This is a genomic window from Streptomyces sp. DSM 116793 (genome assembly GCF_057320905.1).
This window is the reverse complement of record NZ_CM170494.1, coordinates 2,699,614-2,714,619: the sequence shown is the minus strand read 5'-3', so window position 1 is coordinate 2,714,619 and position 15,006 is coordinate 2,699,614. Positions and strand designations below refer to the sequence as shown.

12 protein-coding genes are annotated in these 15,006 nt (G+C 73.6%); 5 read left to right on the top strand and 7 right to left on the bottom strand.

The genetic code is table 11. From position 1 onward, the window contains the following. Positions 1 to 97: 97 nt before the first annotated feature. The 5 genes from ACSMXW_RS10780 to ACSMXW_RS10760 form a co-directional block, all read right to left on the bottom strand. Positions 98 to 1,153, bottom strand: a complete 1,056-nt coding sequence (locus tag ACSMXW_RS10780; protein ID WP_485805597.1) for an ABC transporter substrate-binding protein — start codon at positions 1,151 to 1,153, stop codon at positions 98 to 100. Positions 1,154 to 1,705: 552 nt separating this feature from the next. Beyond that, positions 1,706 to 2,866, bottom strand: a complete 1,161-nt coding sequence (locus ACSMXW_RS10775) for an acyl-CoA dehydrogenase family protein (RefSeq protein WP_485807951.1) — start codon at positions 2,864 to 2,866, stop codon at positions 1,706 to 1,708. An 18-nt stretch (positions 2,867 to 2,884) separates the two neighbouring features. Then, complete coding sequence (locus ACSMXW_RS10770; protein WP_485807950.1) at positions 2,885 to 3,991, bottom strand: hydroxymethylglutaryl-CoA lyase; 1,107 nt, start codon at positions 3,989 to 3,991, stop codon at positions 2,885 to 2,887. A 194-nt stretch (positions 3,992 to 4,185) separates the two neighbouring features. Beyond that, positions 4,186 to 6,369: an acetyl/propionyl/methylcrotonyl-CoA carboxylase subunit alpha gene (locus ACSMXW_RS10765; RefSeq protein ID WP_485805595.1), complete on the bottom strand. Its 2,184-nt coding sequence runs from the start codon at positions 6,367 to 6,369 to the stop codon at positions 4,186 to 4,188. Positions 6,370 to 6,574: 205 nt separating this feature from the next. Beyond that, positions 6,575 to 8,197, bottom strand: a complete 1,623-nt coding sequence (locus tag ACSMXW_RS10760; RefSeq protein WP_485805594.1) for a carboxyl transferase domain-containing protein — start codon at positions 8,195 to 8,197, stop codon at positions 6,575 to 6,577. 140 nt (positions 8,198 to 8,337) lie between these two features. On the opposite strand from ACSMXW_RS10760, the gene ACSMXW_RS10755 reads away from it, so the two are divergent. From ACSMXW_RS10755 to tesB, 3 genes are all read left to right on the top strand, one after another. Continuing rightward, positions 8,338 to 8,937, top strand: a complete 600-nt coding sequence (locus ACSMXW_RS10755) for an SACE_7040 family transcriptional regulator (RefSeq protein WP_485805592.1) — start codon at positions 8,338 to 8,340, stop codon at positions 8,935 to 8,937. 272 nt (positions 8,938 to 9,209) lie between these two features. Further along, positions 9,210 to 10,367, top strand: a complete 1,158-nt coding sequence (locus tag ACSMXW_RS10750) for an acyl-CoA dehydrogenase family protein (RefSeq protein ID WP_485805590.1) — start codon at positions 9,210 to 9,212, stop codon at positions 10,365 to 10,367. A 78-nt stretch (positions 10,368 to 10,445) separates the two neighbouring features. Further along, positions 10,446 to 11,318: an acyl-CoA thioesterase II gene (tesB, locus tag ACSMXW_RS10745; RefSeq protein ID WP_485807948.1), complete on the top strand. Its 873-nt coding sequence runs from the start codon at positions 10,446 to 10,448 to the stop codon at positions 11,316 to 11,318. A gap of 144 nt (positions 11,319 to 11,462) precedes the next feature. Here tesB and ACSMXW_RS10740 read toward each other — a convergent pair whose 3' ends face one another. After that, on the bottom strand, positions 11,463 to 12,260 hold the full coding sequence (locus ACSMXW_RS10740; protein ID WP_485805588.1) for a phosphatase: 798 nt from the start codon (positions 12,258 to 12,260) through the stop codon (positions 11,463 to 11,465). Between the two features lie 177 nt (positions 12,261 to 12,437). Here ACSMXW_RS10740 and speB point away from each other — a divergent pair, with 177 nt between their 5' ends. Further along, positions 12,438 to 13,412: an agmatinase gene (speB, locus tag ACSMXW_RS10735; RefSeq protein WP_485805587.1), complete on the top strand. Its 975-nt coding sequence runs from the start codon at positions 12,438 to 12,440 to the stop codon at positions 13,410 to 13,412. Here the strand turns inward: speB and ACSMXW_RS10730 are convergent. Then, the gene (locus ACSMXW_RS10730; protein WP_485805585.1) at positions 13,366 to 13,815 is read right to left on the bottom strand and encodes an ATP-binding protein; all 450 of its coding nucleotides are present in this window, start codon (positions 13,813 to 13,815) and stop codon (positions 13,366 to 13,368) included. The two genes, speB and ACSMXW_RS10730, sit on opposite strands and share 47 nt — an antisense overlap. 201 nt (positions 13,816 to 14,016) lie before the next feature. Between ACSMXW_RS10730 and ACSMXW_RS10725 the strand changes: the two genes are divergently transcribed. Next, entirely contained in the window at positions 14,017 to 14,775 is a 759-nt protein-coding gene (locus ACSMXW_RS10725) for a GntR family transcriptional regulator (protein ID WP_485805583.1), read from the top strand. Positions 14,776 to 15,006: the final 231 nt, after the last annotated feature.

Below are 15,006 nucleotides of genomic sequence, written 5' to 3'. Positions count from 1 at the left end.
AGGTGTCCGGGACGCGGGGGGCCACGCGCGGGGGCGTGGACCTCGCGGGGGTGCCGGGTGGCCCCGGTGCTCGGCGTGCCGCCGGGCGGCCCGCTGCTCAGCGCACCTTCTTGGCCTTCTCCAGCGCCGCCGCCAGGGCGTCCAGGATCGGGGCGCATTTGTCGTACGAGTAGATGGGCTCGGTCACCCGGGGGATGACCTGGCCGGCGGCGACGGCGGGCAGCTTCCGCCAGGTCGGCTTGGACTTGTCCAGCGCGGCGGGCTGGAGGGCCGAGGTGCGGTTGTCCATCATGATGAGGTCGGCGCCGTACTTGTCGACGTTCTCCCAGCTCAGGTTCTCGAACCAGCCGCCGCTGGCCTTCTTGGCCGACTCCGGGGGCTCCACGAAGTTCACCCCGAGGGACTTGAAGTACTCCAGGTCCGCGGAGAGGCGCGAGCCCGAGACGTAGAAGACGTCCTGACTGGCCGAGCCCACCAGCACCCTGATGCCGGGCTTGGCCTTCGTGGCCCTGCGCAGTCGGGCCGAGGCGTCCTCGAAGCGCTTCTTCGCGGCCCTCACCCTCTGATCCCCGGTGTCGGCGCCGAGTGCCCCGGCGAGGGCGAGCAGGCGCCGCAGCGGCTCGGTCATCGGGCGGTCGTAGACGCTGATGCCCACGCCGGGCGCCAGCTTCAGGATCTTGTCCTTGGACTCGTCCGGGACGTACCAGAGGGTGCCCGAGTCGTCGAACATCGTGGAGACGAGCAGGTCGGGGGCGAGGGCCGCGTACTTCTCCAGGTTGAACTGGCCCCACTCGTTGCCGAGCACGGTCACCTTGTCCACGTCCAGGTCGCCGGCCTGCACATCGGGCCGGCCGTCCTTGGTCCTGGTGGGGCCGAAGACGCCCTTGACCTCGACGCCGTAGTCGTGGAGCGCGGCGGCGACGCCGGTGAACGCCACGATGTTCTCGGGTGTGGCGTCCGTGCTCACCCGGATGCCGCGGTCGTCCTTGAACGTCCAGGGGCCGGATCCCTTGCCGGCTTTGCTGCCTTGGCCGCCGGACGAGCCCGCCGATCCGCCGTCACCGCAGGCGGCGAGCAGGGCGCCGAGGCCGACGGTGCCGCCCGCGGCGAGGACGCCGCGACGGGAGGGGTGGGGGGCGCGGGCGTGACGCATGGGAGCACTGCTTTCGTGAAGGGGTGTACGGGGTCACTGGGCTCAGTGCGTAGTTAGGTTAACCTAACCTAACGAATTGTCCAGGGGTCCCGGGCCCTCCCGGCCCTGACCGGCCCCGTCTGGGGGCTGTGCCCGGTCTGTGGGCTGTGCCCGGTCTGTGGGCTGTGCCCGGTCTGTGGGGCTGCGCCCCGGCCCACCCGCAGGGGCGCGGGGAACTGCGCGAGCGACACACCACCTGCTGTGGTCCGGGCGCGACCTGACTGCCTCTTCGGGGCGGTGGCGATGTGACGGTTCGTCGTGGCTCGGCGCGCAGTTCCCCGCGCCCCTTCAAGGCGGGGCTGCGCCCCGATAGGGGTGCGGGGTTGTGTCTCCATGCACCACCTGCCGGTGGTCCGGGGCGCGCTCTGGCTGCCTCTTGGGGATGGTGGCGATGTGACGGTTCGTCGTGGCTTGTTGCGCAGTTCCCCGCGCCCCTGAGGTGGGCCGGGGCCCAGCCCCCCATGTGAGGGCGCCCCTGGGGTACCGGGGTCGGCGCGGCCCGCAGGGTCGGGCTCAGCTCGTGAGCCCGAGTTCGCGGGCGACCAGCATGCGCTGGACCTCGCTCGTGCCCTCGCCGATCTCCAGGATCTTGGCGTCCCGCCACATCCGGGCCACCGGATACTCGTTCATGAAGCCGTAGCCGCCGTGGATCTGGGTGGCGTCGCGGGCGTTGTCCACGGCGATGGTGGACGAGTACAGCTTGGCGAGCGCCGCCTCCTTCTTGAACGGCTCGCCGCTGATCAGCCGGGACGCCGCGTCCCGCCAGGCGAGCCGCGCGGTGTGCGCCTTCATCTCCATGTCGGCGATCTTGAACTGGATGGCCTGGTACGCGCCGATGTTCCGGCCGAAGGCGTGCCGCTCCCGGGCGTACTTCACCGACTCGTCGACACAGCCCTGGGCGAGGCCGGTGGCCAGTGCCGAGATGGCGATCCGGCCCTCGTCCAGGACGCGCAGGAACTGCGCGTAGCCGCGGCCCTCCTCGCCGAGCAGGTTCCCGGCCGGTACGCGCACGTCCGCGAAGGACAGCTCGCGGGTGTCCGAGGCGTTCCAGCCGACTTTCGAGTACGGCGCGGCGACCGTGAAGCCGGGCGTGCCGGACGGCACGATGAAGGACGAGATCAGCGGGCTTCCGTCGTCCTTGCGGCCGGTGACCGCGGTGACCGTGACCAGGCCGGTGATGTCGGTGCCCGAGTTGGTGATGAAGCACTTGGTGCCGTTGATCACCCACTCGCCGGTGGCCTCGTCGCGGCGGGCAGTGGTGCGGGTGGCGCCGGCGTCGGTGCCGCCGTCCGGCTCCGTCAGGCCGAACGCGCCCAGTATCTCGCCGGAGCAGAGCCGGGGCAGCCAGGTGCGCTTCTGCTCCTCGGTGCCGTACAGGTGGATCGGCATGGCACCCAGGGAGACGCCCGCCTCCAGGGTGATCGCCACCGAGGAGTCCACCCGGGCCAGCTCCTCAAGGGCGATGCCGAGCGCCAGGTAGTCGCCGCCCATGCCCCCGTACTCCTCGGGGAAGGGCAGCCCGAAGAGGCCCATGCGGCCCATCTCTCGGACGATCTCGTACGGGAACTCGTGCCGCTCGTAGAAGTCGCCGATCTTCGGCGCGACGGCCTCGCGGGCGAACTCCGCGACGGTCCTGCGGAGTTCTTCGTGTTCCGGGGAGAGCCGGTGGTCAATGGTCATGACGGGAACTCCTTATGACGCGGGCGCTGACTTCTGAGCCGGTGCCCCGGTGAGGGCCCGCACGGTGCGGGACGGGCTGGGCCGCCCCAGGTGCCGGGCCAGCCATGCGCTCGTGGCGGTGAGCCGGTCCAGGTCGACGCCGGTCTCGATACCGAGGCCGTGCAGCATCCACACGAGGTCCTCGGTGGCGAGGTTGCCGGTGGCGCTCTTCGCGTACGGGCAGCCGCCCAGGCCGCCCGCCGAGGCGTCGACGGTGGTGACGCCGTGCTGGAGGGCGGCCAGTGTGTTGGCGAGCGCCTGCCCGTAGGTGTCGTGGAAGTGCACGCCGAGAGCCGAGGTGGGGATGCCCGCCTCGTTCAGCGCGGTGAGCAGGACGTGCACCTGGCCCGGGGCGGCCACGCCGATGGTGTCGCCCAGGCTCAGCTCGTCGCAGCCCATGTCCATCAGGGCCCGGCAGACCCGGACCACCTGGGCGACGGGGACGGGGCCCTCCCAGGGGTCGCCGAAGCACATGGAGAGGTAGCCGCGGACGTGGGTGGCCCCGGGGGGCGCCCCAGGGGTGGTGTCCGCGGCCGTGGCGGCGGTCGCGGGGACGGGGCCGGGGCGGTCGGCCGGGGGAGGGGCGGTGTCTCCGGCGCCGGTCCGGGGGCCCGCGCCGGTCCGGGGGCCTGCGCCCGTCTCGGGGGCCGCCGTCTTCGAGGGGCCCTGTTTGGCCGCGGCGACCACCGTGGCGAACATCTCCAAGGACTCGTCCACCGAGCGGTTGAGGTTGGCCCGGGCGAAGGACTCGGTGGCGCTGGCGAAGACCGCGAGGCGCCGGGCGCCCAGCGCGCGGGCCCGCTCCAGACCGCGCAGATTGGGCACCAGCACCGGCAGGTCCACCCCGGGGAGGTCGCTGACCAGCGGGAAGAGCTGCTCGGCGTCGGCGAGTTGGGGCACCCACTTGGGGTGGACGAAGCTGGTGGCCTCGATGGTGGTCAGGCCCGCGGCGGCGAGGCGGCGGATGAACTCGGCCTTCACCTCCGTGGGCACGGTGGCGCTCTCGTTCTGCAGGCCGTCGCGGGCGCCGACCTCGTGGATCCGTACCCGGGCGGGCAGGCCGGGCGCCGGGACGGTCATGGGCAGCCCGGGCGTCCGGCGCACACCGGTCGTCCCGGTGCCGGTCGTCCCGGAGCCTGTCGCTTCGGTGCAGGTTGTCCCGGTGCCTGTCGTCCCGGTGCCGGTCGTCCCGGTGCCGGTCGCGCCGGTCGCCGTCCCGCCCGCGCCGGCCGTCCCCCCGGCCCCTGCTCCCGTGCCCCTCGTCACGTCGCCGGTCATGAGACCGCCTCCTCCGGGCCCGCCGGGCCGGATCCGCTCTCCTTGCCGGGGGTGACCGCCGCGCCGGGGCCGGGGCCCTCTCCGGCCGCGCCGCCGGCCTCGCCGGGTGCCCCGACCGCCGTCACCGCGGTCGAGCCGGTCTCCCCCGGGGCCGCGCCCGGTGCCGATGCGCCGTCCTCGGGCAGGATCACCGCGAGCACCTGGTCCATGGCGACCGTGCTCCCCGGGGTGACGTCCAGCTCGGTGACGGTGCCGGCGTGCGGGGCGGAGATGACGTGCTCCATCTTCATCGCCTCCACCACCAGCAGGCTCTGGCCCGCGGCCACCCGGTCGCCCACGGCCGCCTTGACGACCGTGACCGTGCCGGGCATGGGGGCCGTGAGCGAGTCGGTGCCGGCGCGGGCGGCGCCCGCGAGCGCGGCGGCCACCGGGTCGTGGTCCTGGACCAGCCAGGCGTCGCCGTCGCGGCCCAGCCAGTCGCCCGCGCGGTGGAAGGTGTGCAGGGTGCCCGCGACCGTGACCGAGACCCGCTCCGGGGTGACCGTGTGGCCGCTCGCGGGGCCCGGACGGTGCACGACGGGCCCGTGGCCCGGCACCTTGAGGGAGAACTCCACCGGGGCCGTCATGCCACCGAGCCGCCAGCCGCTCGGTACCGCGAACGGGTCCCGCCAGCCGCTCGCGTCCGGCTCCGGCCGCAGCTCCGCGAGCCGGACCGCGGCCGCCGCCTCGTACACCTCGTCCGGCACGGACGTCGGCACCAGGGCGTCCAGCTCCCGCTCGACCAGGCCGGTGTCCAGGTCGCCCGCCGCCACCGCGGGGTGGGCGAGCAGGCGGCGCAGGAAGCCGGTGTTGACCGGCACGCCCAGGGTGACCGTGCCGGCCAGTGCGGCACGCAGGCGGCGCAGGGCCGTCGGGCGGTCGGGGCCGTGCGCGATCACCTTCGCCAGCATCGGGTCGTACCGGCTGCCGACCTCGCTGCCCTCGCTGAGGCCGGAGTCCGTGCGCACCCCCTCGCCGGCCGGCTCGCGCAGGGCCAGGACGGTGCCGCCGGACGGCAGGAAGCCGCGGGCGCCCTCCTTGACGGAGACCGTCTCGGCGCAGATCCGGGCCTCCACGGCATGCCCCGTGAGGGTGATGTCCCGCTGCCCGAACGGCAGCCGCTCGCCCGCCGCGATCCTGAGCTGCCACTCGACCAGGTCGAGGCCGGTGACCAGCTCGGTGACGGGGTGCTCCACCTGGAGGCGGGTGTTCATCTCCATGAAGAAGTACGACGACGGGTCGCCGCCGGGCACGATGAACTCGACGGTGCCGGCGCCGCGGTAGCCGCAGGAGCGCGCCGCCTGCACGGCGGCCTCGCCCATCGCCGCGCGGGTCGCCTCGTCGAGCAGCACGCTGGGTGCCTCTTCGATCAGCTTCTGGTGCCGGCGCTGGAGGGAGCACTCGCGCTCGCCCAGGTGGATCACCTGCCCGTGCCCGTCGGCGAGGACCTGGATCTCGATGTGCCGGGGGCGGTCGATCCAGCGCTCCACCAGGAGGGTGCCGTCGCCGAAGGACGCCAGGGCCTCGCGGCGGGCCGCGGCGATCTCGTCGGGCAGCAGGGTCTCGTCGCGCACCAGGCGCATGCCCTTGCCGCCGCCGCCCGCGGACGGCTTCAGCAGTACCGGCAGGCCCGTCCCGCGGGCCGCCTCGGCCAGCTCGGCGTCGGTGAGAGAGGTGCCCGAGGAGCCCGGCACCACCGGCACGCCCGCGGCCCGTACCGTCTCCTTGGCGCGGATCTTGTCGCCCATCAGGGCGATGGCGTCGGCGGGCGGGCCGATGAAGACCAGGCCGGCGTCGGTGCACGCGCGCGCGAAGGAGGCGTTCTCCGCGAGGAAGCCGTAGCCGGGGTGGACCGCCTGGGCGCCGCTCCGCGCGGCGGCGGCCAGCAGGCGCTCGGCCGACAGGTAGCTCTCGGCGGCGGGCGCGGGTCCGATCCGCACCGCGGTGTCGGCCTCCCGGACGTGCCGGGCGCCGGCGTCCGCGTCGCTGTAGACGGCGACCGAGCGGATGCCGAGCGCACGGAGGGTGCGGATGATTCTCACCGCGATTTCGCCGCGGTTGGCGACCAGGACCGTGTCGAACGTGGCGGGGGCGGTGCCCCCCGTTCCCTCACCCGTCGCCGGGGCGCTGCCCCTGGGCATCTGTGCCTCCGTCCTCGTCTCCGACGTTTGGGACGACTGCCCCTGGGGGGCAGGGTCTTCTCCGTCCCAAAGGGGTGGTTTCCGCTGGGGCCTGACCTCCTGCTCGTGGAGGTCGTCCGCGCGGTTCCCCGCGCCCCGTGCGGGGCGCCCTTGGCCGCCGGACCGGCCGTCCCGTGTCTTCCTTTCCACCATGGCGTGCGTCCCCTCACATCCGGAACACGCCGAAGCCGGCGGGCCTGGCGGGGAGGGGGGCGTGGGCGCAGGCCGTGAGGGCGAGGCCGAGGACCTGGCGGGTCTCCAGGGGGTCGATCACGCCGTCGTCCCAGAGGCGGGCGGTGGCGTAGTAGGCGTTGCCCTGGGTCTCGTACTGGCGGCGGATCGGGGCCTTGAAGGCGGCCTCGTCCTCGGCGGACCACTCCTCGCCGCGGGCCTCCATCTGGTCGCGCCGCACCGTGGCGAGCACCGAGGCGGCCTGCTCGCCGCCCATCACGGAGATCTTGGCGCCCGGCCACATCCACAGGAAGCGGGGGCCGTAGGCGCGGCCGCACATCGAGTAGTTCCCCGCGCCGTAGGAACCCCCTATGACGACCGTCAGCTTGGGCACGCGCGTGCAGGCCACGGCCGTGACCATCTTGGCGCCGTGCTTGGCGATGCCGCCCGCCTCGTAGTCCCGGCCGACCATGAAGCCCGAGATGTTCTGCAGGAAGAGCAGCGGGATGCCGCGCTGGTCGCACAGCTCGATGAAGTGGGCGCCCTTCTGGGCCGACTCGGAGAACAGGATGCCGTTGTTCGCGACGATGCCGACCGGATGGCCGTGGATCCTCGCGAAGCCCGTCACCAGGGTCTGGCCGTACTCCGCCTTGAACTCGGCGAACCGGGAGGCGTCCACCACGCGCGCGATGACCTCGCGCACGTCATAGGGCGTGCGGGAGTCCACGGGGACCGCGCCGTACAGCCCGAACGGGTCCACCTTCGGCTCCTCCGCGGGCTCCACGCGCCAGGGGAACGCGGGCGGCTCGGGGAGCGTGGAGACGATGGTGCGCACGATGCGCAGGGCGTGGGCGTCGTCCTCCGCGAGGTGGTCGGTGACGCCGGAGACACGGGAGTGCACCTCGCCGCCGCCCAGTTCCTCGGCCGTCACCACCTCGCCCGTCGCGGCCTTCACCAGCGGCGGGCCGCCCAGGAAGATGGTGCCCTGGCCGCGCACGATCACCGCTTCGTCGCTCATCGCGGGCACATAGGCGCCGCCTGCCGTGCAGGAGCCGAGGACGGCGGCGATCTGGGGGATGCCGGCGCCGGACATCCGGGCCTGGTTGTAGAAGATCCGGCCGAAGTGCTCGCGGTCGGGGAAGACCTCGTCCTGCATGGGCAGGAAGGCGCCGCCCGAGTCGACCAGGTACACGCAGGGCAGCCGGTTCTCCAGCGCCACCTCCTGGGCGCGCAGGTGCTTCTTCACCGTCATCGGGTAGTAGGTGCCACCCTTGACGGTGGCGTCATTGGCGACGATCACGCAGGCCCGGCCCGAGACCCGGCCGATGCCGGCGATCATCCCGGCGGCCGGCGCCGCGCCCTCGTACATGCCCTCCGCGGCCAGCGGCGCCAGCTCCAGGAAGGGCGAGCCCGTGTCGAGGAGGGCGTCCACGCGGTCCCGGGGGAGCAGCTTGCCGCGCGCCACATGGCGGGCCCTGGCCCGCTCGCCGCCGCCCTCCCGGGCCGCCGCGAGCCGGGTGCGCAGCTCGTCGGCGAGCGCGCGGTGCGCCGCCTCGTTGGCCCGCCAGGCCGCCGAGGCCGGGTCGGCGGTGCTCGTCAGCACCGGTGCCTGCTGCATCTGTGCGCCCCCTTGCCCTGTGCCGCCTTGTCCTGCCGCCGCCGGCCGCGTGCCGCCGGCGCCGTCCGCTCACGTTAATGAGCGTTAACCCTCGCCTCCAAGGTTAACGACCGCTAACCGTCCTGTCTAGAATTGCCGGCATGGGTACCAGAACCGACGCGCCGTCCCGCCGTGAGCAGATCCTCAAGGAGGCCGCGCGCCTCTTCGCCGAGCGGGGCTTCCACGGCGTCGGCGTGGACGAGATAGGGGCGGCGGTCGGCATCAGCGGCCCGGGCCTCTACCGGCACTTCGCGGGCAAGGACGCCATGCTCGCCGAGCTGCTGGTGGGTATCAGCGGGCAGCTGCTGACCGGCGGCAGGCGGCGGGTGGCCGCCGCGGTCGGCGGGCCCCACGCGGTGCTGGACTCCCTCATCGAGGGCCACATCGACTTCGCCCTCGACGACCGCCCCCTGATCGTCCTGCACGACCGCGAGCTGGACCGGCTCCGGGACAGCGACCGCAAGCTGGTGCGCCAGCTCCAGCGCCAGTACGTCGAGCTGTGGGTGGAGGCCGTCCGCAAGGCGTACCCGCGGCTCGCCGAGACCGAGGCACGCGCGTGCGTGCACGCCGTCTTCGGACTGCTGAACTCGACCCCCCACCTCAGCGGGCCGGGCACGCTGCCGGGGCGCGGCGAGACGGCCGCACTGCTGCACCGGCTGGCGCGGGGGGCGTTCGAAGGGGCGGCGGGGGCGGGAGGCTGACGGTGCGGCTCCCGGTCCGCGTCCTCGCACCCTTCGCGCGCACCCCGTGGGGGCGGGGTCTGTGCGGAGCACCCCCGCGCGGGTACGGGCACCCCGGACGGGTGCGGGGCGCCCCGCGTCCCAGTCGTCCGAGGTCGGCCGTGCGGCCCCACCCGTGGGCGCCGGCCGTGACGCGGGTCCCTGGACGCCCCACCCAACCGGCGGGTAACGTAGACTGAGCAAGCGCTTAGTCCGGGATGTGGGCCCGCAGGGCCCGGTAGAGGGAGTTCTCCGTGCGCCGAACCGTCTTCAACGAGGACCACGAGGCCTTCCGGGACACCATCCGTGCCTTCATCGAGGCCGAGGTCGTGCCCGTCTACGACGAGTGGCTCGCGGCAGGCCAGGTCCCGCGTGACTTCTACCACAAGCTCGGCGAGCTGGGCATCTTCGGCATCGAGGTGCCCGAGGAGTACGGCGGCGCGGGCGAGGAGTCGTTCAAGTTCCAGGCCGTCATCTCCGAGGAGTGCGCCCGCGCGGGCGTCTCCTTCGGCGGCTCCGGCGTGCACGTCGCCCTCTGCCTGCCCTACCTGAAGGCGTACGCCAGCGAGGAGCAGAAGAAGCGCTGGCTGCCCGGCCTGGTGAGCGGCGAGACGATGTTCGCCATCGCCATGACCGAGCCCGGCACCGGATCCGACCTGGCCGGCATGAAGACCACCGCCAGGCTCTCCGAGGACGGCACCCACTACGTCCTCAACGGCGCCAAGACCTTCATCACCGGCGGGGTGCACGCCGACCGGGTCATCGTCTGCGCCCGCACCGCCCCGCCGTCCGAGCAGGACCGCCGGTACGGCATCTCGCTGCTCGTCGTGGACACCACGTCCGAGGGGTACGCGGTCGGCCGCAAGCTCGACAAGCTGGGCCTGAAGACCTCGGACACCGCCGAGCTGTCCTTCACCGACGTGAAGGTGCCCGTCGGGGACCTGCTCGGCGAGGAGAACAAGGGCTTCTCGTACCTCGGCCAGAACCTCCCGCAGGAGCGCCTCGGCATCGCCGTCGGCGCCTACGCCCAGGCGAAGGCCGCCATCCGGTTCGCCCAGCGGTACGTGGAGGAGCGCACCGTCTTCGGCAAGCCCGTCGCGTCGTTCCAGAACACCAAGTTCGAACTGGCCGCCTGCAAGGCCGAGGTGGACGCCGCGGAGGCGGTCGTCGACCGCGCCCTGGAGGCCCACGACGCCGGCGAGCTGACCGCGGCGGAGGCCGCCAGCGCCAAGCTCTTCTGCACCGAGGTCGCGCACCGTGTCATCGACCGCTGCCTCCAGCTGCACGGCGGCTACGGCTACATGAACGAGTACCCGATCGCCCGGCTGTACGCCGACAACCGTGTCAACCGCATCTACGGCGGCACCAGCGAGGTCATGAAGATGATCATCGCCAAGGACATGGGGCTGTAGCGGCCCGCCGGCCGGCAGAAGAAGGGAAAGGCGGCGGTGACCGCGGTGCGGGCCGCCGAGGCCGCCGAGCACGACATCATGCATCCAGCACTCAGCTCACTGCTCGAACTGCTCGACCTGGAGCGGATCGAGGAGGACATCTTCCGGGGCCGGTCGCGGTCCGCGGTCGTCCCGCGGGTCTTCGGCGGCCAGGTCGCCGCGCAGGCCCTGGTGGCGGCCGGCCGCACCGTCCCCGAGGGCCGGGACGCGCACTCGCTGCACGCGTACTTCCTGCGCATGGGCGACCCAGGCGCGCCCATCGTCTACACGGTCGACCGGATCCGCGACGGCCGCTCCTTCACCACCCGCCGGGTCGTCGCCGTCCAGCACGGCCAGCCGGTCTTCCACCTCTCCGCGTCCTTCCAGACGTACGAGGACGGGCTCGACCACCAGGCCGCCATGCCGGACGCGCCCGACCCCGAGTCGCTGCCCACCGCCGGGGAGATGCTGCCGAGGTACGCGGACCGGTTCCTCGCGCCGGACGTCGTCGAGCGGATGCTTCAGGCGCGCGCCGGGGTCGATCTGCGGTACGTGGACCCGCCGCCGTACGCCACGGTGGGGCAGCCGCGGGAGCCGCGCTCCCAGGTGTGGTTCCGCACGGACGGCAAACTCGCCGACGACCCGCTGCTGCACGTCTGCCTCGCCACGTACGTCTCCGACATGACGCTGCTGGACTCCGTACTGCTCGCGCACGGCCGCGGCGGGTGGACCACCGGCGACGTCGTGGGGGCCTCGCTCGACCACGCGATGTGGTTCCACCGGCCGTTCCGCGCGGACGAGTGGCTGCTGTACGACCAGCAGTCGCCGTCGGCGCACGGCGGGCGGGGCCTCGGACAGGCGCGGATCTTCACCCAGGACGGGCAGCTGGCGATCACGGTGATCCAGGAAGGGGTCGTCCGGGTGCCGCGGTGACCGCCCGGGTGCCGCGGTGACCGCCCGGGTACCCCGGCCCGGCCGCCGCCGGCCGCCGCCCGGGTGGCAGCCTGCGGCCGCCGTCGGCGGGGGCCGCCCTCCCGGGGTGGCCCAGGCGGGGGGACGCTCCCCGGGTGTGACCCGCTAGGGCGCGTCCTCCAGGCCCGCCGCGGCCAGCAGGTACGCCGTCATGGGGTCGTAGTGGCGGGGGCTGGTGACGTGGTCGTCCAGGGGGATGGTGACCTGGAGGGTGCCCTCCGCCTCGCCGATGAAGAGGGCGGGGTCGTTGCAGTCCGCGTAGCCGCAGGCGTCCAGGCCGCGCTGGCCCGCGCAGCCCGCCCAGCCGTGGTCGGCGACCACCAGGTCGGGCAGCGGGCGGCCGAGGCGCTCCAGGCCGTCGAGCACCGCCGTCATCGGGTCGGGGGAGTGGGTGTGCCAGAGCGTGGCGCCGCGCTCCAGCATCGCGACGTCCGCGAACTGGAACACCATGCCCTCGGTGGTGTGAAGGCCCTCCGGGATCCGCATGACCTCGCAGCCCGCCGCGCGCAGCGCCGCGGCCGTCGCCCGGTGCACATCCAGCAGCCCGCCCGGGTGGCCGGTCGCGAACAGCACCCGCTGGCCGTCCTCCACGGCCTTGCGCAGCCGGCCCGCGAGGCGCTCCAGGGCGTCGACCGTCAGGTCGGGGTCGATGGTGTCCTGACCGAAGCGGTACGCGAAGTCGTCGTTGACGCCGCAGCGCTCCGCCATCACGGCGAGCACGTCCTGCTCGTCCTCCCAGCGGTCGCCGAGCTCCAGGCCGAGCCAGTAGTGCCGGTCGCCGTTCGCGAGCTTGCGGTAGTGCGAGAGGTTGTTCTCACGCGGAGTGGCGACCTCTCCCGCGATGCGGGTGCGCACGAGGTGCTCGACGAGCTCGGCGCGGCTGGGTGTCCCGGGTATCGGCATAGGTCCCATTGTGCCGTCGGCGGAGGCGGACGGGGGTGGCGGTCCCGAACGCTGGGATGCCCGCCCGGGCGCCGGGCGCGCGCGCCCCTGGCGGGGCACCCCCGCGGGTGCGTGCGCGCCCCCGCCCGGCGATACAGTCGCGGAACGCGGCGAAAGCGCAGAAAGGAAGGCTTGTCCATGACCCACGAGACCCCCCGGGGCCCCGTCGACTCCTCCCGCGTCCCGCGGTACGCCGGCCCCGCGACCTTCGCCCGGCTGCCACGGCTCGACGAGCTCGGGCCGGGTGCCGCGGAGGTGGCGGTCGTCGGGGTGCCGTTCGACAGCGGGGTCTCGTACCGTCCGGGCGCCCGGTTCGGCGGCAACGCGATCCGGGAGGCGTCCCGGCTGCTGCGCCCCTACAACCCCGCGCAGGACGCCTCGCCGTTCGCCCTGGCGCAGGTCGCGGACGCGGGCGACATCGCCGCGAACCCGTTCGACATCGACGAGGCGGTGGAGACCGTCGAGGCGGCCGCGGACGGCCTGCTGGGCACCGGCGCCCGGCTGCTGACGCTCGGCGGCGACCACACGATCGCGCTGCCGCTGCTGCGCTCCGTGGCCAAGCGGCACGGGCCCGTGGCGCTCCTCCACTTCGACGCGCACCTGGACACCTGGGACACCTACTTCGGTGCCGCGTACACCCACGGCACGCCGTTCCGGCGGGCCACCGAGGAGGGCATCCTCGACACCGCCGCCCTCTGCCACGTCGGCACCCGGGGACCCCTCTACGGCAAGCAGGACCTGGACGACGACGCCAGGATGGGCTTCGGCATCGTCACCTCGGCGGACGTGATGCGGCGCGGCGTGGACGAGGTGACCGACCAGCTCCGGCAGCGCATCGGCGACCGCCCCCTGTACATATCGGTCGACATCGACGTCCTGGACCCGGCCCACGCCCCCGGCACCGGCACTCCCGAGGCCGGCGGCCTCACCTCCCGCGAACTCCTGGAGATCCTCCGCGGCCTCTCCTCCTGCCACCTGGTCTCGGCGGACGTGGTCGAGGTCGCCCCCGCCTACGACCACGCGGAGATCACGTCGGTGGCGGCGTCCCACACGGCGTACGAACTGATCACGCTGATGACACGGCAGATAGCGGCGTCCCGGCAGCGGGACTGACCCGCTCCCCGGTTCCCACTTCGGCCCAGACGGCCTTCCCGATGCCGTGCGGCCGGGGGTCGCATCCCCACCGCTCGGCCAACGTCTCCACCAGCCGCAGGCCGCGACCGCCCTCGTCGTCCACGCCGGCGGCCCGCGGCCGGGGCAGCCGGTCGTCCGCGTCCGAGACTTCGACGCGTAGCCGCCCCTCGTACCGGGCAAGCGCACGGCGATCTCTCTGCCGCGGGGCGTGCCGGACGGCGTTCGCCACCAGCTCCGAGAGCAGCAGTTCCGCCGTCTCCGCGGGTTCGCCCGCGATTCCCCAGGCCGCCAGCCGGGACCGCAGAACTGCTCGTGCCCGGCCGGCGCTGCGTGGTGTCCGGGGCAGTTGCCAGCGCATGTCGACGGCGTCGGCGCTCGTCACGAAAGCTTCCAGAAGGTGTGCGTCATGGAAACATCTCTAGAGATGTGGTGAGTAAATCGGGAGTGGGACTCCTGCGTCAGCCTCTTCTCTGGAGATGTCTTCTGAGGGATGTGCAGTGGTCAGAAGGTGGAGGCGGCCGGTCGGAATCGGCCGCCTAGGATGACCCGAGGTGTCTAGAGATGACGAAGAGAGGACTGCCTCATGGTCAGCCGGGGCTCCGGGCGGCAGCCCAAGTATCAGCGCATCGCCGAGGAGCTGAAGGCCGCCGTCGAGGCGGGTGAGTACGGGCCGGGGGAGCGGCTTCCGGGGGAGAACGACCTGATGGCGCGGTACGAGGTGGCCAGGATGACCGCACGGCAGGCGCTCGGGGTGCTACAGGCGGAAGGGCTTGTGGAGGCGCGCAAGGGCGCCGGGGTGTTCGTCAGGGAGTTCCGGCCGGTGCGGCGGCGCAGTGTGCAGCGGCTCTCCGCGGAGAACCGGCGAGCGGGCCGGTCCATGTGGGAGACGGACACCGCGGGGCGCGAGCTGGCCGTCGAGGGGGTTTCGGTGGGAGAGGAGGAGCCGCCGGAGGACGTCGCCCGGGTGCTGGGGCTGGATGAGGGCGGCAGGGTCTGCGTGCGCCGCCGGCGGTTCGTGCTCGACGGCCGACCGGTCCTCGCCGCCACCTCGTACCTGGACGCTGCGCTCGTGGCGGGCACGGCGGTCGCGGAGGCGGACACCGGGCCCGGCGGCATCTACGCCCGGCTCGACGAGATCGGACGCGGGCCCGTCCGCTTCCGCGAGGAGGTCCGCTCGCGGATGCCCGGCGCCGGTGAGACGGAACAGCTCCGGCTGGCTCCCGGCACTCCGGTCGTCCTCGTCCGCCGCACCGCCTTCACCGACGACGGACGCGCGGTCGAAGTGAACGACATGGTCCTGGACGCGTCCGCGTACATCCTGGAGTACGACATCGAGGCATGACACTGCCGGCGGCGGTCGGCACCGGACGGGCGAGGAGGTTTCGCCGGAGGCGCGACGGCTGCCGCCGCCGGAGAGGCCCGCCGGGACGGCCGAGCGGGGTGACGTCGGGGTGCTGCTGGAGGGGCGGCCTTCTGGCCGCGTCCGGCCGCGCTGTCTCCTCGCCAGGGTCCGGCCCGCCGCCCGTGCCGGCCGGCGCGGGCGGCGCGGGTGGCGGCGGGTCCGAGGGGCCGC